The organism is Leptospira ainazelensis (genome assembly GCF_016918785.1).
GTDB classification, from domain to species: Bacteria; Spirochaetota; Leptospiria; order Leptospirales; family Leptospiraceae; genus Leptospira; species Leptospira ainazelensis.
On sequence record NZ_JAFFPT010000020.1, the window covers coordinates 13,566 to 38,694 of the forward strand.

The 25,129-nt window shown below is 41.5% G+C and carries 24 protein-coding genes; 14 read left to right on the top strand and 10 right to left on the bottom strand.

Features of this window, described 5'->3' with window-relative positions; translation table 11 throughout:
- Positions 1 to 18: 18 nt before the first annotated feature.
- Together cyoE and JWG44_RS05260 are read right to left on the bottom strand one after the other, a co-directional pair.
- Positions 19 to 888, bottom strand: coding sequence for a heme o synthase (gene cyoE, locus JWG44_RS05255; protein ID WP_205273928.1), 870 nt, complete (start codon positions 886 to 888; stop codon positions 19 to 21).
- A gap of 18 nt (positions 889 to 906) precedes the next feature.
- The gene (locus JWG44_RS05260) at positions 907 to 1,860 is read right to left on the bottom strand and encodes a COX15/CtaA family protein (RefSeq protein WP_205273929.1); all 954 of its coding nucleotides are present in this window, start codon (positions 1,858 to 1,860) and stop codon (positions 907 to 909) included.
- A 183-nt stretch (positions 1,861 to 2,043) separates the two neighbouring features.
- Between JWG44_RS05260 and JWG44_RS05265 the strand changes: the two genes are divergently transcribed.
- The 11 genes from JWG44_RS05265 (at position 2,044) to pckA (ending at position 11,535) form a co-directional block, all read left to right on the top strand.
- Complete coding sequence (locus JWG44_RS05265) at positions 2,044 to 2,196, top strand: hypothetical protein (protein ID WP_167883789.1); 153 nt, start codon at positions 2,044 to 2,046, stop codon at positions 2,194 to 2,196.
- A 29-nt stretch (positions 2,197 to 2,225) separates the two neighbouring features.
- The gene (locus JWG44_RS05270) at positions 2,226 to 3,065 is read left to right on the top strand and encodes an SCO family protein (RefSeq protein WP_205273930.1); all 840 of its coding nucleotides are present in this window, start codon (positions 2,226 to 2,228) and stop codon (positions 3,063 to 3,065) included.
- Between the two features lie 10 nt (positions 3,066 to 3,075).
- Positions 3,076 to 4,077, top strand: coding sequence for a cytochrome c oxidase subunit II (gene coxB / locus JWG44_RS05275; protein ID WP_205273931.1), 1,002 nt, complete (start codon positions 3,076 to 3,078; stop codon positions 4,075 to 4,077).
- A gap of 10 nt (positions 4,078 to 4,087) precedes the next feature.
- Positions 4,088 to 5,692, top strand: a complete 1,605-nt coding sequence (gene ctaD / locus JWG44_RS05280; protein ID WP_205273932.1) for a cytochrome c oxidase subunit I — start codon at positions 4,088 to 4,090, stop codon at positions 5,690 to 5,692.
- Positions 5,679 to 6,329, top strand: coding sequence for a cytochrome c oxidase subunit 3 family protein (locus JWG44_RS05285; protein WP_205273933.1), 651 nt, complete (start codon positions 5,679 to 5,681; stop codon positions 6,327 to 6,329). Before ctaD ends, JWG44_RS05285 begins: the two co-directional genes overlap by 14 nt.
- 329 nt (positions 6,330 to 6,658) lie before the next feature.
- Positions 6,659 to 6,958, top strand: a complete 300-nt coding sequence (locus JWG44_RS05290) for a hypothetical protein (protein WP_205273934.1) — start codon at positions 6,659 to 6,661, stop codon at positions 6,956 to 6,958.
- 148 nt (positions 6,959 to 7,106) lie between these two features.
- Positions 7,107 to 7,412: a hypothetical protein gene (locus JWG44_RS05295; RefSeq protein ID WP_205273935.1), complete on the top strand. Its 306-nt coding sequence runs from the start codon at positions 7,107 to 7,109 to the stop codon at positions 7,410 to 7,412.
- An 87-nt stretch (positions 7,413 to 7,499) separates the two neighbouring features.
- Positions 7,500 to 8,174, top strand: a complete 675-nt coding sequence (locus JWG44_RS05300) for a hypothetical protein (protein ID WP_205273936.1) — start codon at positions 7,500 to 7,502, stop codon at positions 8,172 to 8,174.
- 85 nt (positions 8,175 to 8,259) lie between these two features.
- A complete protein-coding gene (locus JWG44_RS05305) occupies positions 8,260 to 8,808 on the top strand; it encodes a CarD family transcriptional regulator (RefSeq protein ID WP_069608824.1) in 549 nt (182 codons plus the stop codon).
- Between the two features lie 38 nt (positions 8,809 to 8,846).
- Positions 8,847 to 9,881 carry a PIN/TRAM domain-containing protein gene (locus tag JWG44_RS05310; RefSeq protein ID WP_205273937.1) on the top strand — a complete coding sequence of 345 codons (1,035 nt, stop codon included), beginning with the start codon at positions 8,847 to 8,849 and terminating at the stop codon, positions 9,879 to 9,881.
- A gap of 61 nt (positions 9,882 to 9,942) precedes the next feature.
- Positions 9,943 to 11,535, top strand: a complete 1,593-nt coding sequence (gene pckA, locus JWG44_RS05315; RefSeq protein ID WP_205273938.1) for a phosphoenolpyruvate carboxykinase (ATP) — start codon at positions 9,943 to 9,945, stop codon at positions 11,533 to 11,535.
- Positions 11,536 to 11,611: 76 nt separating this feature from the next.
- Here the strand turns inward: pckA and JWG44_RS05320 are convergent, their stop codons facing one another.
- Positions 11,612 to 12,229: a hypothetical protein gene (locus JWG44_RS05320; RefSeq protein WP_205273939.1), complete on the bottom strand. Its 618-nt coding sequence runs from the start codon at positions 12,227 to 12,229 to the stop codon at positions 11,612 to 11,614.
- A complete protein-coding gene (locus JWG44_RS05325) occupies positions 12,222 to 12,647 on the bottom strand; it encodes a hypothetical protein (protein WP_205273940.1) in 426 nt (141 codons plus the stop codon). The genes JWG44_RS05320 and JWG44_RS05325 overlap by 8 nt, the downstream gene beginning before the upstream one ends.
- 560 nt (positions 12,648 to 13,207) lie before the next feature.
- On the opposite strand from JWG44_RS05325, the gene JWG44_RS05330 reads away from it, so the two are divergent.
- Complete coding sequence (locus JWG44_RS05330; RefSeq protein WP_205273941.1) at positions 13,208 to 13,531, top strand: phasin-related domain-containing protein; 324 nt, start codon at positions 13,208 to 13,210, stop codon at positions 13,529 to 13,531.
- A 310-nt stretch (positions 13,532 to 13,841) separates the two neighbouring features.
- Here the strand turns inward: JWG44_RS05330 and JWG44_RS05335 are convergent, their stop codons facing one another.
- The 4 genes from JWG44_RS05335 to JWG44_RS05350 form a co-directional block, all read right to left on the bottom strand.
- Positions 13,842 to 14,528, bottom strand: a complete 687-nt coding sequence (locus tag JWG44_RS05335; RefSeq protein WP_205273942.1) for a hypothetical protein — start codon at positions 14,526 to 14,528, stop codon at positions 13,842 to 13,844.
- Between the two features lie 3 nt (positions 14,529 to 14,531).
- Positions 14,532 to 16,361, bottom strand: a complete 1,830-nt coding sequence (locus tag JWG44_RS05340; protein ID WP_205273943.1) for a CHAT domain-containing protein — start codon at positions 16,359 to 16,361, stop codon at positions 14,532 to 14,534.
- Positions 16,362 to 16,509: 148 nt separating this feature from the next.
- The gene (locus JWG44_RS05345; protein WP_205273944.1) at positions 16,510 to 17,238 is read right to left on the bottom strand and encodes a hypothetical protein; all 729 of its coding nucleotides are present in this window, start codon (positions 17,236 to 17,238) and stop codon (positions 16,510 to 16,512) included.
- Between the two features lie 35 nt (positions 17,239 to 17,273).
- Positions 17,274 to 18,179: an RNA polymerase sigma factor gene (locus tag JWG44_RS05350; protein ID WP_205273945.1), complete on the bottom strand. Its 906-nt coding sequence runs from the start codon at positions 18,177 to 18,179 to the stop codon at positions 17,274 to 17,276.
- A 35-nt stretch (positions 18,180 to 18,214) separates the two neighbouring features.
- On the opposite strand from JWG44_RS05350, the gene JWG44_RS05355 reads away from it, so the two are divergent.
- Positions 18,215 to 19,114 carry a M23 family metallopeptidase gene (locus JWG44_RS05355; RefSeq protein ID WP_205273946.1) on the top strand — a complete coding sequence of 300 codons (900 nt, stop codon included), beginning with the start codon at positions 18,215 to 18,217 and terminating at the stop codon, positions 19,112 to 19,114.
- Positions 19,115 to 19,314: 200 nt separating this feature from the next.
- Here the strand turns inward: JWG44_RS05355 and dnaE are convergent, their stop codons facing one another.
- Positions 19,315 to 22,833 carry a DNA polymerase III subunit alpha gene (dnaE, locus tag JWG44_RS05360; RefSeq protein WP_205273950.1) on the bottom strand — a complete coding sequence of 1,173 codons (3,519 nt, stop codon included), beginning with the start codon at positions 22,831 to 22,833 and terminating at the stop codon, positions 19,315 to 19,317.
- 354 nt (positions 22,834 to 23,187) lie between these two features.
- Positions 23,188 to 24,648 (bottom strand): Asp-tRNA(Asn)/Glu-tRNA(Gln) amidotransferase subunit GatB, encoded by a 1,461-nt coding sequence (gene gatB, locus JWG44_RS05365; protein ID WP_205273947.1) that lies wholly within the window; start codon positions 24,646 to 24,648, stop codon positions 23,188 to 23,190.
- A gap of 119 nt (positions 24,649 to 24,767) precedes the next feature.
- On the opposite strand from gatB, the gene JWG44_RS05370 reads away from it, so the two are divergent.
- Positions 24,768 to 25,129, top strand: a 362-nt coding sequence (locus JWG44_RS05370) for a ParA family protein (RefSeq protein ID WP_205273948.1), incomplete at its 3' end; no start/stop codon positions are given.

Below are 25,129 nucleotides of genomic sequence, written 5' to 3' on the forward strand. Positions count from 1 at the left end.
ACTGTTCTTTATCTTTAATCAGAGACTGTGATCGACGACGATCATAGCATTGATCAAAAACAAATGAAAGATGGAAAAGAAAAAGAACCTTCTCGCGGATTGTCTTTCCGGATTTTTCATCAGTTGAAAGGATAGAACTCCCATCCAAATACAAACGAGCACGGTGGAAATCAAATAGAGAAGTCCCATCGAAGGTTCGAAAAAATAAAAACCGATGCAGGAAATCGAATAGAGAATCGTATAAAAAAAGATGGAACGAGCCGTTTGTTCGATTCCCTTTACGACGGGCAGCATCGGAAAGTCAGCGTCTGAATAATCTTCTTTTAGAAAGATCGCGAGCGCCCAGAAATGCGCCGGAGTCCATAGGAAGATCATCGAAAAAAGAATCCATGCCTGAATCGGGAGGGAATTTCCCATTGCAGCGTAGCCGATCAAAGGCCCCACACAACCCGCAACGCCGCCGATTACGATATTCTGCGGAGTTCTAGGTTTGAGAAGAATCGTATATAAAAATACGTAAGATATCAGCGCTGCAAACGCGCAGAGAGCCGTAAGAAGGTTTACGTAGACAGTAAGGAGATAAAAGGACACTCCCATCATTGCAAAGCCGACTAACGTTGCTTGTAGTGTGCCGATTCTTCCCGCAGGAATGGGACGATTGGAGGTCCTTTTCATCTTCGCGTCCCTGTCCTTTTCGATCACTTGATTGAAAATAAAGGAAGCCGAGGACATAAAGAATGTTCCCAAAAGGGTGATCGCAATTAAAAAGCCGGAAGGAGATTGGTTTCCTGCGAGATACAAGCCGGGAATGATGGTCGCCAAAACGAGAGTTGTCACCCTCGGTTTGATCATTTGATTCCAATCGGAAAGGAAGGTCGAGCTTGCCATGATTATAATATCCTGAAATTATCTTTCAGGCCCCCGTTCCATCTCCGCGGTTAAAACGATAGCCCTGGAGATTAAAGAAAGATATGAGAAAGTAAGCAGTAGAACCGCAAAACCCGTGTGAAGCGCCGTTACTAATTTAGGAAGTCCGAAAAAAACATTCAGAATTCCTAAAATGATCTGTGCGACCAAAAGATACATGGATATCTGAAGAAAACGTTTGCTCGTGGTCGGGAATCTTTTCCAAATTGCGAATCCCAACGCGAGCGCGAGAAGGAGAGCCACGGAATAAGCTCCGAATCTATGAAAAATTTGAATTCTTACGATTTCCAATGGATGATCCGGAATCCATTGTCCCCAACAGGTAGGAAAATCCGGACAGGCCAAGCCGGCGTAATGAGAACTAACGCGTCCTCCGAGAATGATCTGAATTACGATTCCTATTAAAAGGAGAAAAAGAAGAATATTATCTTTTCTGAATAAAGAGTCGGGTTTGATAAATGACTCTTTATGATTCCGCGATTTGTTTCTCGCGTCGATGGAAACGGTCAATATTACCAAGAAGAATGCGATCGCATTGAGAAGATGCAAATTTACCGAAGTCGGATCCAACTTCAAAGTCACCGTCAGTCTTCCTAAGTTGATTTGGGAGATAAGAAGGAGGACCGCAAGTCCTAAATAAATTCCGAATTCTTCTCTTAAAATTTTATCGGCGAAAGTCCAGATCGTTAGGGCTAAAAGAATCAAACCCAGAAAGCCCGAATAATAACGATGGGAAACCTCCATAAAAATTTGAAAGTCGAAAGTTGGAAAAATTTTTCCAAAACAGAAAGGCCAATCCGGACAAGCGAGGCCGGATCCGGTAGCTCTCACTAAGGGGCCGTAGAGCAAATTTAAAAAAATGAGAATGCTCAGAAAGAGAGAGATTTTATAGAATAGGCGAAATTTAGAAGAAAGGTCCAAGTTAGAGTTCATTCTTTCCTTAAGACCTCGAAAGAGGTTCTGAATTTACCATACTCGAAAAATGGTTCTTAAGGGCAATGTGAAAGTAAAATTTAAATATTACTTCCAAAAAAACAGATTCATCCGATCTTGTCCTTGAATCTTCCGATTTTCTTCTCCATAAGAGAATGAGAATCAAATACAGGAGCCTTTTCTATGGCACAAAAAGAAGGATATAATAAACCAGGATTCTGGACTTTCGTAATCGTTCTCGTAGGAAATTTAGTATTCTTTACTTATATTTCTTTCTTTCATCCGGGAGTGAAAGAACACTCTCTCAATCTTCCTGGAACTTCACAGGCTAAATAATATCTGGGAAAAATCCCAGGAGCTAAACCTTGGTTTTTAAAATTTCCTCGTCATTGGGGATTTTACTTTTCCTTTCAACCGCTTCTCTTTATTCTTACGACCCTTCCGCTCGGTTTGACAAAAACGAAAAACCGAAAGAGCTGGAAGGAGTCGGAGTAAAGGAGAAATTAGGAAACCAGCTGGATCTTTCCTTAACGTTTCGCGATGAAACCGGCAAACGTATCTTGCTGAGTTCTTTTTTCAAAAAAGATAAACCCGTTCTTCTTTCCCTCGTTTACTACAAATGTCCGACGCTCTGTAATTTTCATCTCAATGGAATTACCGACACTCTCAAAAAACTTCCTTGGCAAGTCGGAAACGAATTTGAATACGTTGCTGTTTCTTTTGATCCGAAAGAAACTCCGGACTTAGCTTCGGCTAAAAAGAATTCTTATCTAAAAGAATATGCTCGCGGCAACGGAAGCGGTTGGCATTTTCTTACCGGAGATCAAAAAGAAATTACGGCTCTTGCCGATTCGGTCGGATTTTCTTATAAGTGGAATCCTGAGAACGAACAGTGGATTCATTCTTCCGTCGCTTATATCATCACTCCATCCGGAAAGATTTCTCGTTATCTTCACGGAATCACTTTTGATGAAAGAACGTTGAGACTTTCTCTTTTGGAAGCTTCAGACGGTAAAATAGGGGATTTCACCGATCAATTCGCCCTTTTTTGCTTTCAATTTGACCCAGGAAAAAATACATATACTTTGTACGCTTATAATATTATGAAGTTGGGTGGTTTCTTCACTCTTCTCATTCTGGCGGCGTTCTTGATCCCATTCTGGATCAGGCATAACAGAAATTCCGAACTCATTAGGAAGGAGTAACTTCAAACAAATGACCTGGTTGAACCTCATTACGGCAACAAGTTTCATGCCGGTTCAGGCTTCCGAAGTAGCAAAGAACGTAGATAACCTCTATCTCTTTCTACTCGTGTCCAGTCTGATCTCCTTTGTCATTCTCATCGGGGGAATGACATGGTTTATTTTTAAATACAGGAGAAAGACCGACACTGATAAGACTGCCTATATTACACATAATACATTGGCAGAATTTCTTTGGTCCTTTATCCCCTTAGTAATCATGATTGTGATTTTCTGGTGGGGTTGGGTGATTTTTGCGGACCTAAGAAAAGTACATGATAAAGGTGATATTGAAATTCACGTTACTGCGAGACAGTGGCAATGGACCTTCAAATATCCGAACGGAGTGACCGTTGTTTCTCCGAATGCCACTGAAAAATTAAACACCCTCTTTCAGCCGAACGGAATCTACGTTCCCGTTGGAAAAACGGTTCGTCTTGTTATGACTTCTCAGGATGTTCTTCACTCCTTTTATGTTCCAGCCTTCCGGAATAAAATGGATGCGATCCCTGGACGTTATACCACCTTCACTTTTACTCCGACTGAAAAGGGCGATTTCGTAGTTTATTGTACCGAGTTTTGTGGAACCTCTCACTCGAATATGCTTTCCGCGATTCGTGTCGTGGATTCCGAAACTTACGATAAATGGTATGCCGCTGCGGGTAACGTGGATCTCTCTAAGATTCCTCCTGCGGAGCTCGGAAAAAAACTCTATGCCGAAAAAGCTTGTGCAGGATGTCACTCGATCGACGGTTCTCGTCTGGTCGGGCCTTCTTACAAAGGTCTTTTTGGAAGCGCGAGAGAATTCGAGGCCGGTCCTGGAGCAAATGCGGATGAAAACTATCTTCGTAAATCGATTCTTCAGCCGACAGCTCAAGTCGTAAAAGGTTATCCGCCTGCGATGCCTTCTTACCAAGGACAGCTTTCCGACGACGAAATCAACGCTCTGATCGAGTATATTAAAACCCTTAAATAGGAGAGGAACTATGTCTACAGCAACTGCAAGTCATACTGACAACTACCTCAACCACGAAAAGGGAATCTGGTCCTGGCTCACGACAATCGATCACAAGCGGATCGGGATCATGTATTTCTTTGCGATTATGTCATTCTTCCTTTTGGGAGGGATTTTCGCGCTTCTGGTTCGTATCGAACTTTTTACTCCGGGACAAACTCTCGGTTTCGTAACTCCGGATATCTACAACCGTATGATGACCTATCACGGCGCCATCATGGTGTTTATGGTAATCGTTCCCGGTATTCCCGCGATTTTTGGAAACTTCATTCTTCCCATCCAAGTGGGAGCAAAGGACGTCGCGTTTCCGAGATTGAACTTAGCAAGCTGGTATATCTTTATGTCCGGCGCGGCTATTGCGGCAATCTCGCTTTTTACGCAAAAAGTGGACACCGGTTGGACCTTTTATACTCCGTATTCCATCTCTAATTCCGTTTCCAACGGCGTTATTTTGCTGGTTATGGGCGCGTTCGTAATGGGATTTTCTTCCATTCTGACCGGATTGAATTTTATCGTAACGACTCACAAGTTGAGAGCTCCCGGAATGACGATGAACCGAATTCCTCTGATGGTTTGGGCGCTTTACGCGACTTCGATCATTCAGGTTTTGGCGACTCCGGTTTTAGCGATCACACTTCTTCTTCTCGTCGCCGAAAGAACTCTCGGTGTGGGAATTTTTGATCCGACTCTCGGCGGAGATCCGGTTCTTTTCCAACACTTCTTCTGGTTTTATTCTCACCCTGCGGTTTATATCATGATTCTCCCGGCGATGGGCGTGATTTCCGAACTCGTGGCAACGTTCTCCAGAAAGATCATCTTCGGATACACTGCGATTGCGTATTCTTCGCTTGCGATTGCCGCGGTATCTTTTTTGGTCTGGGGACATCACATGTTTGTTTCCGGTCAGTCCGAGTTTGCGGGAGTTTTATTCTCCTTTATCACGATGCTCGTGGGGGTTCCTACGGCGATCAAACTCTTCAACTGGATTTCGACGATGTACAAAGGATCCGTTCGTTTGGACGCTCCCATGTTGTTCGCGATTGGATTTATGTTTCTTTTCACCATCGGCGGTTTGACAGGAGTTTTCCTTGCGTCTACCGGGATGGACGTTCACTTCCATGATACCTATTTCGTAGTGGCTCACTTCCATTACGTGATGGTGGGTGGAACTTTGATGGCCGTTATGGGAGCGATCATCTACTGGTTTCCAAAAGTTACCGGTAAAATGACTTCCGATCTTTTAGGAAGAATTTCTTGGGTCTTTATCTTCACCGGATTTAACGTAACTTTTTTTCCGCAGTTCATTCTTGGATCGATGGGAATGCCGAGAAGATATTATGACTACTTACCTGAATTCACCAGCTTGAACCAAATTTCTACCGTTGGATCTTGGTTGATCGCAGTTGGATTTTTGGTAGGACTTGCGGCCGTGATTCACGGATTGATCGCAGGAAAAGAGGCAGGAGACAACCCTTGGGGTGGAAAAACTCTCGAGTGGACCATTCCTTCTCCGCCAACTCACGAAAATTTTGAAAAAACTCCAGTCGTCTCAGGAGGACCTTATGAGTACCGCTAAGCACGCGGAATTCCACCATGCTCATCACTTTGACAGTGCTGAGCATCAGTATGACGCTTCTAAACAAGGAATCTGGTTATTCCTTGTTACGGAAATTCTAATGTTTGGCGCCCTTTTTGTGGGTTATACCATTTATCATTCTTTGTATCCTGAAGTGTTCCACGCAGGAAGCCATCACTTGTCCGTTCCGATGGGAGCGTTCAACACTGTGGTTCTTCTTTTTAGTTCGTTTACGATGGCGCTTGGGATTCACTACGTTCAAGTAGACAAGAAAAAAGAAGCGGTGATTGCTCTGGCAATTACCGTTCTCTGCGCTCTTACGTTTATGGTAGTGAAGTATTTTGAATATACCGCAAAGATTCATCACGGACTTCTTCCCGGTAAATTTTTCACCAATACCGAAATGCCCGACGTTAAGAACTTAGCGATGTTTTTCGGTTTTTACTTCGTAATGACCGGGATTCACGGATCTCACGTATTGATCGGAGCCGGATTGATCATCTGGGTGATGATCAAAGTAATCAAAGGAGAATTGAATTCTTCTTATTACACTCCCTTGGAAGGTGTGGGTCTTTTCTGGCACGTAGTCGACTTAATCTGGATCTATCTTTTTCCTCTCCTTTATTTGGTGGGTTAAAGTCCGATCTTAGAATCTGAAACCGGGAGAAATCCCGAAATCATAAAACCCCGGTTTGATCCCGGGGTTTTTTGTTTTATATCAAGGAAGAATATTTTAGAAAGCCATTCTTCTTGGATTTGATGTTTATACAAAGATTCGAAGTGATCCTCCTGATTTTTTGATTCCTCAGAAAGGAATTTAAACTATAACATGAATATTTAATATGTATTTTTAGAGTTTACTCGTATTTAAAAAATGTAACTTCAGTCGCAAGAGTTTTGGTATCCTTACCGAAAAAACTCTCAGTAAATTTCAAAAAAACAATCAAGGAAGAACGGTGTCGCTTTATGAAAAGAATCATCATGTCCGTATTCGTACTGTTAGTGTTATTGGTTGGTTGCAAGCCTTGCTCCGATTTGGAAACTAAGATTTGCGCTGATCTCGGAGAAAAGTGTGAGAAGTGGAAAAGTTTAGGAAAACCCGGTTTGCCCCCGGAAGACCAAGATGAATATCGTTCCGGAAGAAGAAAGTTGATCTCTGCTGTCCTCGAAAATGTAGGATTGTTGGAGCGAAACGCGCAGGCTTGTCAAGGTTTGTCGTCAAATTATGAAACCTTGATCGTGCCGATAAAAAAAGCGGTTCAATAATCGTCGATCGAATCCAAAACTTTTGATCGGGGAATTTTCCCTCAACACTCGAGAACCAAAACGGCCTTGGAAATCCAAGGTCGTTTTTTGAAACCTTTCTAAAAACGAACCAAAGAAAAAGAAACGATTTGTTACTGAAATAGTCGTTATGAAAATTCGTTGGATCAATGATGAAGTAAAACCGATTTTAGGTTCTCCCAAATGGGTTCAGTTTGTCGCCAAATATCCCTTTTTAAATCTTATACCTTCCATTATACTTTTTATCTACGCCTTCTATTGGCGTTCTTGGATTTTAGAATGGGAAAGCGGAGAGAAGAAAAGTCTCTATCTTGGTAAATTAGAATTTTTGTATGATCTTTTCGGAAGAAACGGAGTTGTAGGATTCTATTGTGTAATCGGCGCCTGTTTTCTTTGGGTTTTCTGGATCTTTGCGATCGGAAAACCTAAAAACTGAAACCGGTTCTTATCTTGGTTTATCATTTTTTTTCGACTGAATTTGGGCATTTAGGCCGATTTTAAAGATAGAATTTAGGATTGCTAAATGCAAAATATCGACTATTCCAGAAGACTCAAACAATCCTCGATCCGAACTCCGGTTCGGGAACCTGCTGATTTCGATCGAACGATTCAGATGGTTCAACACAGCAAGAAGTCCGGCTCGCCGATTCAGATTTTTTCTTCCACTCGTTCCGTTTTCATTTTATTATTAGGTTCGATTTCCCTTTTTACCGCCGGTCTTGTCGTAGGACTCAAACTGGATCAAAAAGAGGAAACATTTGCACAAAATGAGCTTCAGACATTCCGAAACGTTTCTTCTCAGGAAAAGAAGAATGAGTCAGGCGGGATCAAATCTTTGTTTTCCTCCGGAGAATCCGGTTCTACGGATTCTTTGAAAAATCCGGAATCTCTCTCTCAGCTTACAAAACGAGAATCCACTTCTACAAACGATTCTAAAATTCTCTATCCTCCTCAGACCGGAGAGACGAACTATTTGATCGTCATCGGAACTTCGGACTCCTTAAAAGCCGTGGAATTGGGAAAGAGACTTTTGATGGCAAGGGGCGAGTTCAAAGGGAGAATCTTTCGTTCTTCCAAAGGAGAACTCTACTTAGGATATTTTTACTCGGAAGAGGAGGCCAAAGAGGCCTTGGAAAAAATTCAACCTCTCAATGATCCCGCATTTCACACCGCAAAAGTTCGTTCTCTTAAACTTTAGTTACCTTTTGGGATTATTTTGTTGACTTTCGCCAAATTTGTGCTATTTTCTTAAGCAGAGTTTTAACGGAAGTTATCATACTTACTTGGCTGCCAAAAAGAAAAATTCCGAAATCGAACACAAGGTAGGCGACTACGTAGTCTATCCCATCCATGGAGTTGGAGAGATACTGGAAATCTCCAAGAAAAATATCCTTGGTAAGAAGAAGGATTGCTACGTTCTCGAAATCCAGGGTAGTAAGATGAAGGTTATGATACCTGTTGACAAAGCAGAACAGGTTCGAATCCGCCCTATCATCGATAAAAAAGAGATCAAGAAAGTCATCGCACTCCTAAAAAAGGATGAAGTCGATACAGAAGAAGACTGGAAGATCCGCTACCAAAATAACCTCAACAAGATCAAATCCGGATCGATTTATGAGGTCGGAGAAGTCTGCAGAAACCTATTTCGTAGAGCAAATGGAAAAGAACTCTCTATCATGGAGAGAAAGCTGTACGAAAGCGCCTATAATCTTGTGAAAATGGAAGTTGCTTTGAGCAAAGGTGTTACGCAGGAAGAAGCCGGAAATTTAGTTTCCGACGTGCTCGCTAGCACACTTTCTCCCGGTGAAAAAAAGTCAGACGAAGAAGAATAAATTCCGCCAAAACTCAAATACAATTAAGGATTTGAGTTATGATTCATCTCTATAAAGTACTCACTTCTCTATTCCTCTCCGGAATTACATTTGCAGTTACTCACAAGCAATCCGCTGACATTTACTTATCCGGTCCTATCGCCGGAGTTGTTCTGGTAATCTCTTTCATTCTTCTCTATGGAGAATCCAACCTTTTTCCTAAACTCAAGGCTGACGTACTTTTTTGTGCCGGACTTGGGGCACTACTCGGACTTGCAATTGCTTGGTTTGTGGGCGCGGTCGTTCATTTTGAAGAATTGAATTCCGCACTTTACTTTCTTTTCGCTCTTTTTGGAATTCTTTCCGGAATCTCCTTTGCAAAAGAACCGGGTCTCGGAATTTTCGGAGGCGGCGGTGGAGCCGGCGCCGGATTTGGAGTTGGAATCGAAAAAGAGGAAGTTCGAGACAAAATTCTGGATACTTCGGTCGTGATCGACGGAAGAATTTTAGACATCGCAGATACGCATTTCTTGGACGGTCCCCTGATTCTCCCTAACTTCGTTTTGAGAGAAATCCAGTTGATCAGCGATTCTTCGGATCCTATCAAAAGAGCGAGAGGAAGAAGAGGTCTCGAGATGTTGAACAAACTTCAACGGAAAGGATCCATAGAAGTAAAAATTACTTACAAAGACTATTCTGATACTCGAGAAGTGGATGCAAAGCTGATCAAATTGGCCCGCGATACGGGCGGAAAGATCGTTACGAACGACTTCAACTTGAACAAAGTAGCCGAACTTCAAGGAGTCAAAGTTCTCAATCTCAATACCCTCGCAAATGCGCTCAAACCGGTAGTTCTGCCCGGAGAAGAACTTGGAATCCAAGTGATCAAAGAAGGGAAGGACGAGAATCAAGGAATCGGATATTTAGAAGACGGAACGATGGTCGTGATTGAAAACGGCGGTCATCTGGTAGGGAAAGAGGTCAAAGTGACAGTAACTTCTATTATCCAAACCGCCGCAGGAAAGATGATTTTCACGAAGGCCAATCAGAATGGGGCTGGAGACAAGGGGAATCGCCAACCGCATTCCTCTTGAATCAGTTGACTTTCCACTTTATCGTAAAATAATTGAAATAGAATTCCCAAGGAGCAATCAAATGCAGGCCCAGACTCAGGTAAAAGGCTTGAAGGAACTCGGACTCGAACCTTCTGAAATTTTCCATAACCTTTCCTATGACGAAATTTATGAGCATGAGAAAAAGAACGGAGAAACCGTAGTATCCAGCAACGGAACCATGATGGTAGACACCGGAATTTTTACCGGTAGATCCCCAAAAGATAAGTATTTCGTAGATGAATCTTCTTCTAACGGAAACATTTGGTGGAGTCATATCAACTTTAAGGTATCCGAATCGATCTTTGACGAACTTTATAAAAAATGCGTCAATTATCTGAGTCAGAAAAAACTCTACGTTTTTGACGGTTTTGCGGGTGCGAATCCGGAAACAAGAATGAGCTTGCGCGTCGTTTCTGAAAAAGCATGGCAACATCACTTTTGCACCAATATGTTTCTTCGTCCTTCCAAGGAAGAATTGGCCGGTCTCGATCCTGAATTTACGATTATCAATGCGTGCGGCGTTAAGAATGAAGATTTCAAAAAACACGGAATGAATTCCGAAGTTTTCGTAATCTTTCATCTTGCTAAAAAACTCTGCATCATCGGCGGAACTGAATACGGCGGAGAGATGAAAAAAGGAATTTTCTCCGTAATGAATTACAAACTTCCTTTGCAAGGCATTCTTAGCATGCATTGTTCTGCGAATGTCGGTAAGGACGGAGACACTGCTCTCTTTTTTGGTCTTTCCGGAACTGGAAAGACGACTCTTTCTACGGATCCAAACCGTAAACTGATCGGTGACGATGAGCACGGTTGGGATAACAACGGGATCTTCAACATTGAAGGCGGTTGTTACGCGAAGGTAATTAACTTAGATCCGAAGACCGAACCGGACATCTATGAAGCGATTCGCAAAGATGCTCTTTTGGAGAACGTCGTTTACGATCCTCAGACAAAGGTGGTAGATTATTCTTCTGCAGCGAAAACTGAGAATACCCGCGTTTCTTATCCGATTTTCCACATCAATAATATCCAAGTTCCTTCGAAAGGCGATCATCCAAAGACGATCATTTTCTTAACGTATGATGCATTTGGAGTTCTTCCTCCTGTCTCCAAGTTGAGTATCGAACAAGCGATGTATCATTTTCTTTCCGGATATACTGCGAAAGTAGCCGGAACTGAAAGAGGAATCAAAGAACCTACTGCGACTTTCTCCGCTTGTTTTGGAGCTGCGTTTATGACTCTTCATCCTACTTCTTATGCAAAGTTGTTAGGCGAGAAAATGAAGAAACACAACGTAAGAGCTTATCTGATGAACACCGGTTTGGTGGGCGGTTCTTACGGTGTTGGAAAACGTATGAATCTTCCTTCTACTCGAAAGATCATCGATGAAATTCTCAATGGAAACATCGAAAAATCCGAGTTTGTAACGCATCCGGTTTTCCAAGTTCAATATCCAAAAGTAATTGAAGGTGTGGATAGCGCGATCTTGGATCCGAGAGAGGCTTGGGCCGACAAATCCGCTTATGACGAAACCGCCAAAAAATTGGGAGAAATGTTCATTAAGAACTTCAAACAGTATGCGGAAGGTTCTAAAGACTACGACTTCACCGCTTTCGGACCAAAGGTTTAAGAATCGATTCCCAATCGGTCTTTAAAAAGAGGAGATCAAAATGATCTCCTCTTTTTTTGCTTTAATGTCATTTTCTTTATTTTATAACCTCTGCAATTGGAGGGGAATTTCCATTTTCAAAAGGAATTGACCCATCTTTGTAGATCGATTCTAAAAAATGTTCAAAGATTAGATCTGTGTAAGAATATTTTGGCATAGCTGAAAATGGGGTTAAGAACAAATGCACATATATTCTTCTCTTATTTTCATAATGAAAGGTTTTAAGAATCTTTCCACTGGAAGAATCCAATACCTCAGCCGAATAACTTACGGTATCATCTAACCAGATGGGAATTAATCCTAAAGATAAGCCAGTTATTATCCCTAATAATGCATCTTTGTAGTTTCCTTTTTTTGGCGTTCTAACATCGAAACGAATTAGGAACGGATGTTTATCCATAGGATCTGGATCGGAATTGAGATAAACATTAAAATCCGAGAACATATTCTTTCTTCCGATCGCGTTATTAAATTCCTTCCAGATTTCTGCTGAATACCACGCATCATATTGGTCATCAGTGAGAATAACAAAAGTGGATTTATCCAATTGTTTAGCGGAATCAGGTTTGAATTCTTTGAAAGTTTTGGGTTTTTCGAATGTTGCACAATTGGAAAATAGAAATAATAAAAAAAGAATTAGAATTTTTTTATTCATAGTATTTAATCGTAGATAAGTCATTTGATTGTGTCCAATTTATGCCCGGATATTTGCGATTAAGCTCCTCAATGCAAAATCCCTTTTCTTCTTTTGTGGGTTCTACGATTAAATCTCCGTATTTTGTTTTTATCGTTCCCAAATAATAAACTCCACTTTCCTCTATTCTAAATTTTTTTGGCGTCACTCTTTTCAAGAAAGCCGTAGTTTTAACATTCCCAGAAAAGGCTTGCTGACTATATCCGGTTAAAATATAGGCTCCCGATTCAACGCTTAGAGCCACACAATCTTTTGAAGTTTGCAAAAGAGATATATTAGCACTATCCCATGGATATCCTCCGACCCGAATGATTCTAACTTCCGGTAAAGATGCGTAGTTGGAAACCATAAGTGTTGGTAAAGAAAATGCTGCAAACACAAAGGAATTTCGTTTTATACTTGAAGCTGGGTTCGAGAACTTATCTAGTTCGATGTCTAATTGTGCAGATCTTAAATCTCGCAGACTTTTAACCGAACTACAGTCGAAAAGAAATAACAGGCTAAAGCCTAATAAAGAAAGAATATGTAAATAACGCAAAGTTTACCTCAATATTTATTAAATTGAAATTTTATTTTGGAAAGGGTGATTTTATAAACACATCGGGTAAAGTGAAAAATTAAGGAAACTTCTTTGAAGGACTTTAAATGTAGAAAGTGACGGTTATGAAATGTTACTCAGCTGTAGGATCGGTCTTTAAAATTTCAAATTTATTATAAACAGTGTGAAATAAAAGTTTCTTAAACATTTCATTTAGCTCATTTTGAATTGTAAGATCGATTCTTTATGTCTCATTTGAAAGTCTCGAAAGATAGGAATGAAAACCTTAAAAATCCCTGGATTTTAATGCTTCCTTTCTCCTTTCTAAAACCCACTTGACAAGTTATTGTGCGCTGCATAAAATTGGTTTATTCTCAGTGAAGAAAACAGAGGAAACAATTATGGAAAAAGAAATAAAAGAAGCGCTTAACTTTGCAATTGGAGCGGCTAAATCCCTCCGTGAGCAAGCTGACAGCATTCTTCTAAAAGTTGAAAAAGAATTCAAAGAACTTGCATCGAAAGGAGCTCAAGATCAATCCGAGGTCGCTAACAATCTCAGAAAATATATCGAAGAAGCTCTTCACTCGGTTGAGGGCGTTGCTGGTCAAGTCAACTCTAAGGTAGAGGAAGTCAAATCTAAAGTAGAACAAGGCGTTTCATCTGCAAAAGCATCTTTGAACGGAGCTTCAAAGTCTAAAGCAGACTCTACTACCCCTAAAAACTAAACGTTTTCCTTCCTGTGTTTCTAAAATGCAGGAAGGATTTTGGTCTTCGTCAATTTTCTGAAGTTTCAATTTCAAAGAAATACTTTCCTCCAATCGAATTCTCGATAAATTTTTTCACCTTAAACGACGATTAAGGATATTTTCCCTACAAAGGTTTTCTCATTTGTGTAAATCCAACATATTATAAAGTTAGAATATAGTTGCAAAATCGTTTTTCCAAATAAATCGATCGGCTGGATAGTTGAAAATGGGTCGTGGAACTCTTTACGTCCTTTAGTCCTTTTTCGAAATCGATTCAAGGATGTGATCTTTAGTTTTCGATTTCGACAAGTAAATCAGGTTGAGATTCTAAGTTTAATCTTAGAATCAAAGATTCCTTCGGAGAAAGTTTCTCTTCTTCCATCGGAATTTCAAACGAAGTATTCATCATCGCGACGTTTTGATCGATTTTTCTTTGAATTAGTTTTTTCAAGGTCTCTCTTTTTTTATCAAAAAGTTCTTCTTTAAAAATTCCTAAGTCCAGAAACGTTTTTTCGATGAGATCGATAGTCTTGTAATCGGAAGCTATCGCCGAATATGTAAAAGAATCCAGTTCCATTTCCCCTAGGAGAATCTCCCAGAGTTTGGCCGTTTTCCGTTCCATGTTTCTACATTCGTATCCTTGACAGATAGAAGTTCCATAGAAGGAATAATTCTGACTGAGGGGATCTCCGCTAAAAATCGGATGAATCATACAACCGATTTTTTTATCAAATGCTCCAAGAAACGGACAATTGTAAGTTTGTTCGTCTTTTCGTTTTATGTTTTCTTCTTTTTTCTCCCGGATTTTGCGGTATTCGGCCATTGTCCAGGATTTCTGAAAGTCAACTAAAGTTTTAAATTCTTTCGTTCTTTCCGAGATGAGATTTCGTATTCCATCCGGATCGATATCGAGATTGAATATTCCGCAACAGGAACCGCAGGAAAAATTACCCTTCTCGGGTTGGCAAAGACTCAAGGTTTAACGATTCTGAATGGAGTTTTTTTCGGACTTGAATCCGGGAAAGCTAAGTTCTAATTCTTTTGTTTCCGGATTTTCAATAACGCTGCAAAGCATAGGAATGATCGTCATTCTATTTTCGTTGAAGACTATCACTTTTCCACGGAACTTTTCGATCTGTTCGCCGATATAATCCTGTTTTACGACCGGGGCGACAACGAGAGAAGTCTCCGGTTTGAGTCCGCGAAAAAAGAGATGGTTGTTCGAATTCGTTGAAACAAGGAAGATACTGGTTTTTTCCAGTTCCTCCAACTCCATTAGCAAATTCTCATAGTAGTATTGAAACGAGATCAGATATCCGTCCGCTGAATCTTTAAGAATTTGACCGCGTCTGTAAAGTTCTATCCACTGAATCATTTTTTGAATCGTATCTTTATTGATCTGGAGAACTTCCTGAACGTTGCTGATCAAAGGGCTGATTTCCAATTTTTTAAAATCGCTCAAACACTGATAAATCAGATCCCACCATTTTTTGATTTCAACGGCGTCATCCGGGTTGTTCGGAATATATTTTCCCAAAGAATGATGTTGGTGGTCGCTGAAAATGATTCCCCCGACGATCTTGGAAAACTCTTCAAATGAATAAATCAAAGATTGAATGAGTTCGAAGGAGGATTCCGATTCTTCTTTTTGTTTTTGAGTAAAGCTATAATAGGAAGCCGCAATGTTGGAAGGATAGAATTTTGAAATCAGGGAAGGATTTATTATTTTTTGAATCGGCTTTCCTTTGGTCGGATCCGTCATCACCTGTTGATTTGGTATTCCATGTAGAGAATAATTGGTCCACGTTAGATCGTTCGTGTCAAAAATTCTTCTCGCATATTCTTTCGCTAAGAATAGCGACTCTCCGATACTTCTATCGCTGAATAAGTAAGAATAGAATTGAATCGTGAAGTCGATCGTATTCTGGTTATCTATAATTTCCCAATTAGTTCCGATAAAACTTTTGATTCCGGACATGAGAAAAGCGCCGGCAAAGTTGTTCATCAAATCGGAGTTAAGAGTTCTTGACGCGTTCGAGTTGGATTGACACGAATTGCTGAACACCAAATCGGTGTTAAACCCCGAATTCTTGATTTCTCTCGCTTTAAGAATTTTACCTTCGGAGATCTGCCATCCGTTTTCCAAAGGATCATCGGAGAAAAAAAGATGTCCGGAGTAGTGGATGATATTCTTCCCTTTGATCAGAGAAAGAAGTTTCAACTTCGTGACTTGTTTTCCTCCGATGAATTCGATTTCAAGTCGGGAAGGAGAAACTTTTTCGCTCAAGACTTTGAAAAGTTGTTCCCCTTCCTTTTGGGCCCATTCTAAATCTTCGGTAGGATCGGCGATGATGAGCATTCTCAACTTTTCTTTTTCTTTATAAGAGCCTTGGCTGGATTCTCCCCTTACCGTTTTTCCAATGAAGAATTTATCGGATAAGAAACAGGTTCCGTCGTGGAGTAGTTCCCACGGAATCACTCCGAGTTTAGGATCGATATTCAGGTGAAGATATTTTTCAGTCGTAAGCCGAAGTTTTTCTTGGATCGGGGCCGGGAAAAATTGATCGTAAAAGGTTTCTCCAAGGATCTTCAACTCGTGAAGAATTTCGGTCTCTAGAGTTTTTTGACTCATTCCTTTGGAGTTTACCGCGTTGGAAACTCTGACTAAGTTTTCAATTTCCTTAATATACTCTAAGATAAGATCTTCGTCGATCGTAGACTGCAGGTGAGACTCGGACCCGCTTCCCGACGTATCTAAAATGTTAAATACATTAACGGTTCCGACTCTGTCTATGATCAAGTTTAACATAAATGTAAATCCAGGATCAGATTATAACAACGGAGTGATTTTTCCAGAAATTCTTTTTTTAGACTGAAATAAAAAACAAAAACCTTCACGGCGAAATTTTGAATTTTTCGCTGTGGAGGTTTGTATTCGGGATTTTCTTTTTGAAATTTTAGGCTTCGAGTAGGATGAACAAATCCAAAGATTTGGAATGGTCTTTTCCTTGAAATTCTACGGTGTATTTTCCTTCTCTCAGTCCGGAGAAATTCGCAATTCCTTCGTTGTTGAACTGATTGGAAAGGATAAATCTCGTATCTTTATAGAGATTCACTCTTTGAAAAGAATCTGCGTCCGGAGATTCAATTTTAACACTTAAAAACGCGGTTTCCGGAGTTTCTTGAACCAATTGATAAGTGAATTTCGAGTTATCGAGCACCTTTTCCTCAAAAACTACGAATTCGGACGGATCCTTGGTGACTGCGGATCGCATAGAAGGCGCATAGTCTACTCTCGTATTGATTTGAAGAGATTCTACAAGACTTTCAAAGATACGGGCGCCGGACTTCCCCAGCTTTACTACGATGGACTCTTTGGACGGAGTTTTTCTCGCCAATTCCAGAGTGACATAACGTTTTAAATACTCCGGCACATCTTTTGTCAGATATCCCTTTAGATCCGCTTTTTGCAAATCTAGAGCTTCCTGAAACTCAGAATACTTTCCTTGTTGAGCGGCCTGGTTTAGATACGATACGGTTGCGGAATTAATTCCCGCTTGGATCGATTCTTCCATTTGTATGAGCTGTTTCTGCAAATTTATATCTGTTTCTGCGTTGCTCGACTCTCCGTTCAAGAGTGAGAGCAAAAGCTCGTTATTTTGATTCATTTCTGATCCCGAATCCATGTTGGTTCTCCAATAGGTTAAAAAGACGGAATTTTTTAGAAATCCAAATCACTAAAATCTAGCTTTTTCTGAATTTTTTCAATTAAACGTAAAAGAGTAACGCTTACGTTTCCTTCCGAAATTCCGATCAGATCGGCAACTTCTCTGTAAGGGGTTCTGGCCAGGAAATGTCCCTTTTTCTTCTTATCCAGAAGCTTTTTACGCTGCTCGTATTTCTTTTTCAGTGCGTGTGAAGTTTTATCCACTTCCATGGGAAGAATGGGGGATATTTTCGCAGTATTCTGTTGTTTTTCCTTAAGATCGAGGATGTTCAAATAAAGGGACGTAATTTTGTCCTCCATTCGAATATTTTCTTCCTCACGATTGGAAAGCTCGGATCTGAGCTCGAGAATTTTGTCTTTGAGAGTCTGCGCCGTATGTCCGGTTTTTTCTATGAGATACTGGACTTCATCTTCGTTGAGATTGAGGTAATAGATATAGGAAAGTTTAAAAATGACCCTTTTATCAACGCCGATTTCTTCCAGCGCTTGGTTGAATCGATCCGAGAGTTCGACGGCTTCTTCGTGCATTGTAGGACGAGTGTCAGGCTCGTCTTCGATTGTTGCGTATTCTTTCCCTTCTTTGCTGATCTTGCCGAGGTTGGTTACTTTTAGTTCTCGTTTGGTTCTCTGCCAATCGATGAGCATGTTCCGTAAAACGGAATAAAACCAGGTTCGAAAACTGGATTTTCCTCGGAAACTCCCAAAACGGGAGCCGGTTTTCAATCTTTCGAAGGCGTAGATGAAAAAGTCTCCTGCGTCGTCCTCGCTCAGATGGAAAATCTTCATCGGAAAATTGTAAATATCTTCCGAATAGATTTCGAAAAACTGTTTGAGCGCCTCTTCATCTCCTTCTCCGCAGCGGGTGACGAGGTCTATGGTTTTATCTTTTGACAAATTCATTTTGTATGAGTTACTTGCACTAGGTTTAAGTCCGAATGAAAAGAATTCTCTTTATCGTAATCTGGACCGCGTTCCATCTGAGCATGGAAGCGGAAAATAATAAAGTAATAAATTATCTAGTTCCAGTCAAAACCGATCAACTGGAAAACAAAATTACCTCAACGTTTGGAGAATCCCGAGGCGACCATTTCCACAATGGAATGGACATTTCTTCCGCGAATGAGTCCGTTCTTGCGATGGCGGACGGAAAAGTCTTATACAGCCGTTACGCGGAAGATCATCCTTTTGAAGACGAGCTTGGCACCGGGAATTCGGTTTGGTTGGATCACGGAGCGGGCAACTTTACGGCCTATTACCATTTAAAAGATGGTAGAATTTCTAAATTACTAAAACCTGATTTGATCAAAGCCGGAGAAAAAATCGGAGTCACTGGAAATTCCGGTCACTCAAGCGGAGCCCATCTCCACTTTGTTGTACTTCGGAAATACGGACTGGAAATTCTGGATCCTCTAAAATTTCTTTCTCCGATTCCGGATGGCGCGGTTCCTGAAATTTCAAGCCTTCTCGTTCACGTGAACGGCAAGTTTACGAATATCAACGACGGAGATAATATCAATCTTTCCAAAGAATTTCCATTCACGGTTTCTATCGTGGATGCGGGCGAAAAAAAATCACAGAGAAGAGGAATCAATAAGGTTCAATATTTTTTAAACGGAGAAGCTCTGCGTTCCGCCGACTTCGGTTCCTTACAATATTCAGCATCCGAATGGAAGAATCCGGACGGTTTTGCGTTTACGAATCTATATCATAAAGATCAGTATTTGGTCGGGAATCTCAATTTGAGATCGGGTGAAAATACGATCAAGGTCGTGGCTTGGGATTTTCGAGGCAACGTAAACGAGAGAAGTTTTACTTTTTATGTGAGCCGGCTTTAGATTCTAATCTCCAAAAGTTTTAGGCAGAGGACCGACTTATCATTGTTATACGGATTTCGAAAACGGACGAAGTAGTTATTTGTAAAGTTTGACTTTGCCGGGACAATTTGTTCCGACAAAAATCCCATTGAAAAAGTTCAATACTGACTTTAAATCGGTTTGAAATAAAATCACGGTGAAAAAGAGATTCGAAAAAGAATTTAGCCTACGTTGCCCGCGATTTTATTTTTGTTAATTGCTTTGAGTTGTTCGCCGATGGAATAAAAAACGGAGCGGTCCCCTAAAAGATCGGCGAGCCTTAAAAAAAGTTCCTGCACCGGTTGAATCGAATACGTATCGTGCGCCCGGATCACTCTTTTTTCTTCGGAGTTTTCCACGATATGAAAGAAGACGGGAGATTCTCCTTTGTAACAAGCAAGAAGTGAATAGAGTTTAGGAATCAACTCTGGATCTTCGGTGTGTCTTTCTTCCAGACGAAGGTGAAGGGATTTTTCCAATCGTTCTTCGATCGTTGCGTCGTCTAAAATTTCGATACTATTGACTTTGATCTGACCCCTAAGTTCCGCGTCTCCGACTTCGATCTTATCGAGATCGCCCTTGATAAAGATGGCTTGGTCTTCCTTTATAAAATCCTTATACTTCTGATAGGTTCTTGCGAAGGCAACACATTCGATTTCACCGGTTCTGTCTTCGAGTTTAAAGTTTGCGAATTCTTCGTTTCGTTTACTGAGTTTTACGTTTTTGGAAGAGATCACTCCGGCGACTTCCACCTTGGTTCCGGATTTGAGATCGTCGAACTTTTCGATCGGAATCGTGCGCAAACTTTGAAGTTGTTTTTCATATTTATCCAATGGATGGCCGGAAAGATAAAGACCCGCAACCGCCTTTTCCCTTTTCAACTTTTCGTCGATTTCCCATTCAAGAGCGTCTTTCGGAAGATTCAGGGTAAAAGATCCTTCGTTTCCTCCAAAAAGAGAAAACTGTCCTTCGTTGGCTCTTTCCTGTTCCTTTTGCGCAAAAGTAAGAATCGAATCCACTGACTCGAAAAGACATTTTCTCGTAAAACCGAAAGAGTCCAATGCTCCCGCTTGGATGAGGGCCTCGAATACTTTTTTATTGATCAATCTTGTATCGATATTGAGCGCGAAATCTTGGATCGATTTGAATCCGCCCGCCCTTTCTCTCGCTTGAATGATACTATCACCGGCGGATTCTCCAACACCTTTCATTGCAGAAAGTCCAAAACGAATCGTAGTATCGTCGATTACGCTGAAGGATGTTTGAGATTCGGAGACGTCCGGGTTGAGAATTCGAACTCCCATCTCCCTCGCGTTGTTGATGTATTTTACGATATCGGTTGTTTTTCCGTGATCGGATGCAAGCAATGCGGTCAAATATTCGATTGTATAATTCGCTTTCAAATACGCGGTTTGATACGTGATCATCGCGTAGGCTACCGAGTGTGATTTGTTAAATCCGTAACCACCGAATCTTTCGAGCTGTTCGAAAATATCCTTGGCGACTTTTTCTTGAGTTCCTTGTTTTACAGCGCCTTCCACGAATTGCCCTTTTAGTTTTTCCATAAGGTCGGCTTTTTTCTTAGCCATCGCTTTACGAAGCATGTCTGAATCTCCGACGGAAAAACCTCCTACAACGCGGGAAATACTCATCACCTGTTCCTGATAAACGGGAACACCAAAGGTTTCTTTTAGAATGGGTTCACAAGCCGGATGTGGATAAGTAACGGGTTTTCTACCTGATTTACGATCCAAGTATTCGTCCAACATCCCTTCCCCCATCGGGCCGGGGCGATACAAGGCGATCAAGGCGACGATTTCTTCGAAGTTGCTGACCTGACTTTTTGCAACCAGATCCGTGATACCCGTGGATTCCAACTGGAAGATCCCGAGAGTGTTCGCCTTTCGAAGAAGCGCATACGTGTTCTGATCTTCATAGGAAATCTCATCCAGATCGATCCGATTTCCTCTTCTCTTTTCAATGAGTTTGATTGCGTGATCCAGGGTCGTTAAGTTTTTAAGACCCAAGATATCCATCTTGATCAATCCGATACTTTCCAAGTTGTTTTTATCGTATTGAGTTACGATGGATCGAAAACCAGGTCTTTCCTTTTCAGCGACCGTGGAAAGAGGAACTACTTCTTCGAGGGGATAAGGAGAAATTACGACTCCGGCGGCGTGTCTTCCGGGCTGACGGTAATTCCCCTCCAATCTCTGTGCGATCGCGAAAATCTTATGATTGATATCGTCTTTTTCGGAAAAGTTTTTGAGTTCCGAAGAAGTATTGAGAGCCTCCGCGATCGACATTCCTAATTTGTTCGGGAACGCCTTCGTCATATCGTTGGCTTCTCCAAACGGAAGATTCAAAACTCTGGCAACGTCTTTTAACGCCGCTTTGGCGGCAAGCGAGTTGAACGTGATAATTTGACCGACTCTTTCTTCACCGTAACGTCTGCGGATATAGTTGATGACTTCTTCTCTTCGTTCTACGCAGAAGTCGGTATCGATATCGGGCATGTCCTTACGATCCGGATTTAAGAATCTTTCAAAGAGAAGATTGTGTTGCAGAGGTTCCACGTTCGTGATCCCGAGCGCGAAGGCTACGATGGAACCTGCGGCGGAACCTCTTCCCGGACCGACCGGAATTCCGTTTCTTTTTGCGTAGTTGATATAATCCTGAACGATAAGGAAGTAACCGGCGAACTTCATGTTCTTGATCGTGTTGAGTTCGAATACAACTCGATCCTTGATTACCGGAGTTAAACTCGGGTATTTTCTTTCGATCCCTTCCCAGATCAATTTTTCAAGATAAGAATCCGCGTCAAAACCTTCGGGAACCTCGAATTCCGGAAGCAGATAATTGCCGAAAGTGAGTTTAAGATTTACTTTATTACTAATTTCTAATGTATTATGAAATGCTTCCGGGATTTCCGGAAAAATTCTCGCCATCTCGTCCGGACTCTTAACGTAAAATTCTCCGTTGAAGCCGAACTCCATCGGATCGGTGATTCTTTTTTGCATCCCGATTCTAAGAAGAATGTCCTGAGCTTCCTGGTCCGTCTTTTTTAAAAAGTGAGAATCATTCGTCACTACAAGAGGAATGCCGGTTTTTTTCCCGAATTCATAGATCTGTTTTGCGACGACCATCTGTTCGGGAATTCCGTGATTCTGAATTTCGAGATAAAAATCTTCTTTGCGAAAAATTTCATGAAGTTTACCGGCGAGTTGAAAAGACTCATCGATCTTCCCTTCAAGAATCTTCCGATTGACTTCACCCGCGAGGCACGCGGTCAAACAAACGAGCCCCTCGCTGTGTCGATCCAGAAGATCGTAGTCGATTCTTGCCTTTTTATAAAAACCTTCGGTATAAGATTTGCTGGAAAGACGTATTAGATTTTTGTAACCTTCTTCATTCTTCGCAAGAAGAATGAGGTGGTATGCGTTTCCATCCGCGATCTTAACCATTTCGGTTTCTTGTTTGCGGTTGGGAGAAACGTAGAATTCGCTTCCTATAATGGGTTTTACGCCTTGTTTTGTGGCTTCGTTATAAAATTCTACCGCCCCGAACATGTTTCCGTGATCGGTCATTGCCACCGAGGTCATGCCAAGTTCTTTGACGTGTTGCATGAGCTCTTTGATACGGATAGCCCCGTCCAGCATGGAGTAGTTTGTGTGCAGATGAAGGTGGGCGAAATCCTGCATTGTAAGGGACATAATAGAATTTTGGCGAACGCGACGTCAAGAGTCTAATCGTCCGAAATTTATAAGTTAGACCGATTTCCGAAACTTTTTGCGAGGAAGAAATTTCGAGGACTCTATAGAAAATGGAAGCGCAGATTTTAAGGGAAATTCGCGCGGTCAAATGCGTCTTCGACCGGATTCTTTTCGTTTCATAAAATGGGGGAATTTTTTACGGTGCGATTTTTTTGCGGAAAAGAACCCAAGCGGAAGAATTTGATTTTTAGAACGGATTCACTGAATTCTACTGGAACTCAAATTTGAATTTCATTCCCAGTAGAATCCATATTAAAGTTAAAACAGACGAAAAACAAATCCTCAACTTTTCGGAGGCAAAGGGCCGAGTTTGTCCAAAAGCAGTTGGTTGACCAATTCCGGATCCGCCTTTCCTTTGGAAATCTTCATCACATAACCTACGATGGCGCCTAACGCACGATCTTTTCCGCTTTTGTATTTCGCAACCGCGTCCTGATTGTTGGCGATCGCTTCTTCGACGATTCTTTCGATCTCCTTGTCGTCTCGAACTACGAGAAGATTTTTTTCGGTTACGATCGTTTCCGCGTCTTTGGGAGAATTCAGCATTTCTTCGAAAACCGTTTTAGCGATCTTCCCCGAAATTTTTCCGTCGGCGATCAACTTTACAAGCGCGCCGATTCTTTCCGCAGAAACAGAAAACTCCGATATTGTAATACTTTCTTTGTTTACGATTCCGAGAATTTCGTCTTTTACCCAGTTCGAAGTTCTTTTCGCGTCTCCGGAAACTTTGAGTGAGTCTTCAAAATAATCCGCGATTTCTCTTTCCGCTGTCAGAACTTCCGCGTCGTATTTCGGAAGTCCTAATTTTTCGATAAAACGGGTTTTTCTTTCGTTCGGAAGTTCGGGAAGTTTGGTGCGAACGTGATCGATCGTTTCTTTTTGGAGAATGATGACGGGAAGATCCGGATCCGGAAAATAGCGATAATCATGACTCATCTCTTTGGTTCTCATCGTTACCGTTTTGTTTGCAACGGAATCCCAAAGTTTTGTCTGTTGTTGAAAGGTTTTTCCTTCCAAGGCCATTTCTTTTTGCCATTCCACTTCGTAGTCGATCGCTGCTTTGACCGCTTTGAAAGAATTGAGGTTCTTAATTTCAACTCTTGTTCCGAATTTTTCGGAACCTTTTGGACGAATGGAAACGTTCGCGTCGCAACGAAGAGAACCTTCTTCCATATTACAGTCTGAAACTCGAATGTATTTCAGAACCGACTTTAAAGAATTTAGATAATAGTATGCTTCGTCCGAGGATCTCATGTCCGGTTCGGAAACGATTTCAATCAGCGGAGTTCCGGCTCTGTTTAAATCGACATAAGATTGCGGAACGTTCGGGTCGGCGGAGTGAATCAATTTCCCCGCGTCTTCTTCCATGTGAATCCTTGTCAAACGCACATAACGTGAGGATTCTTCTCCCTTGATCGTAAAGGTGACGCCGCCGCCCGTGCAGATCGGTTTGTCAAACTGGGAGATTTGATAACCTTTGGGAAGATCCGGATAAAAATAATTCTTCCGGTCGAATTTTGTAAAAAGGGTAATATCACAACCGAACGCAAGACCTGCCATAATCGCCTTTTCCAACGCCAGTTCGTTCAGAACCGGAAGAGCGCCCGGAAGACCCAAACAGACCGGATTTGTCTGTGAGTTCGGAGGAGCGCCGAACTTGGTTGCGCTGGTTGAGAATATCTTCGATTCCGTATTGAGTTGTGCGTGCACTTCCAGTCCGATGACTGTTTCAAATTCTGCCAACTGTATCTCCTTTTCCGGATTGTCATCCTAAACCGATCGGGGATTCTATCCCTAATCCTCGGAAGACGATCTCTAAATGTAGTCTCGGGAAAGCGGAATCTACGGGCAACGGATTTTTTATGAAACAGATCCTCTGTATAGCAAACCAGAAAGGCGGAGTAGGCAAGACGACTACGGCGGTTCATCTTGCCTTCGGACTTGCGCAGAAAGGAGAACGTGTTCTTCTTTTGGATTTGGATGCCCAGGGAAACGCGACTTCCGTTTTTCCGGAGGAGAAACCGTCTTCTTCTTCGTCCGAGGATGGAAGGGAAAAAAGTTTATATAGAATCTTTCGAGACGGAGGAAATCCTTCCGATGTTCTGATTTCTACAAGAATGGAAAAATTAAAACTCGGTCCTTCTCATCCGTCGCTCGCAGAAGTGGACGTGATGCTTTCCGGAAAGATCGACGGATTCTTCCAGCTTCGAGATTCTTTGGAAAC

What these genes read in the sequence shown, in the direction of transcription:
- coxB (WP_205273931.1), top strand. Translation starts at nt 3,076, where the DNA reads ATGACCTGGTTGAACCTCATTACGGCAACAAGTTTCATGCCGGTTCAG.
- JWG44_RS05340 (WP_205273943.1), bottom strand. Translation starts at nt 16,361, where the DNA reads ATGTTAAACTTGATCATAGACAGAGTCGGAACCGTTAATGTATTTAAC.
- JWG44_RS05355 (WP_205273946.1), top strand. Translation starts at nt 18,215, where the DNA reads ATGAAAAGAATTCTCTTTATCGTAATCTGGACCGCGTTCCATCTGAGC.
- JWG44_RS05285 (WP_205273933.1), top strand. Translation starts at nt 5,679, where the DNA reads ATGAGTACCGCTAAGCACGCGGAATTCCACCATGCTCATCACTTTGAC.
- JWG44_RS05320 (WP_205273939.1), bottom strand. Translation starts at nt 12,229, where the DNA reads ATGAATAAAAAAATTCTAATTCTTTTTTTATTATTTCTATTTTCCAAT.
- JWG44_RS05260 (WP_205273929.1), bottom strand. Translation starts at nt 1,860, where the DNA reads ATGAACTCTAACTTGGACCTTTCTTCTAAATTTCGCCTATTCTATAAA.
- cyoE (WP_205273928.1), bottom strand. Translation starts at nt 888, where the DNA reads ATGGCAAGCTCGACCTTCCTTTCCGATTGGAATCAAATGATCAAACCG.
- JWG44_RS05265 (WP_167883789.1), top strand. Translation starts at nt 2,044, where the DNA reads ATGGCACAAAAAGAAGGATATAATAAACCAGGATTCTGGACTTTCGTA.
- pckA (WP_205273938.1), top strand. Translation starts at nt 9,943, where the DNA reads ATGCAGGCCCAGACTCAGGTAAAAGGCTTGAAGGAACTCGGACTCGAA.
- JWG44_RS05300 (WP_205273936.1), top strand. Translation starts at nt 7,500, where the DNA reads ATGCAAAATATCGACTATTCCAGAAGACTCAAACAATCCTCGATCCGA.
- JWG44_RS05350 (WP_205273945.1), bottom strand. Translation starts at nt 18,179, where the DNA reads ATGAATTTGTCAAAAGATAAAACCATAGACCTCGTCACCCGCTGCGGA.
- dnaE (WP_205273950.1), bottom strand. Translation starts at nt 22,833, where the DNA reads ATGCAGGATTTCGCCCACCTTCATCTGCACACAAACTACTCCATGCTG.
- JWG44_RS05290 (WP_205273934.1), top strand. Translation starts at nt 6,659, where the DNA reads ATGAAAAGAATCATCATGTCCGTATTCGTACTGTTAGTGTTATTGGTT.
- ctaD (WP_205273932.1), top strand. Translation starts at nt 4,088, where the DNA reads ATGTCTACAGCAACTGCAAGTCATACTGACAACTACCTCAACCACGAA.
- JWG44_RS05295 (WP_205273935.1), top strand. Translation starts at nt 7,107, where the DNA reads ATGAAAATTCGTTGGATCAATGATGAAGTAAAACCGATTTTAGGTTCT.
- JWG44_RS05345 (WP_205273944.1), bottom strand. Translation starts at nt 17,238, where the DNA reads ATGGATTCGGGATCAGAAATGAATCAAAATAACGAGCTTTTGCTCTCA.
- JWG44_RS05310 (WP_205273937.1), top strand. Translation starts at nt 8,847, where the DNA reads ATGATTCATCTCTATAAAGTACTCACTTCTCTATTCCTCTCCGGAATT.
- JWG44_RS05330 (WP_205273941.1), top strand. Translation starts at nt 13,208, where the DNA reads ATGGAAAAAGAAATAAAAGAAGCGCTTAACTTTGCAATTGGAGCGGCT.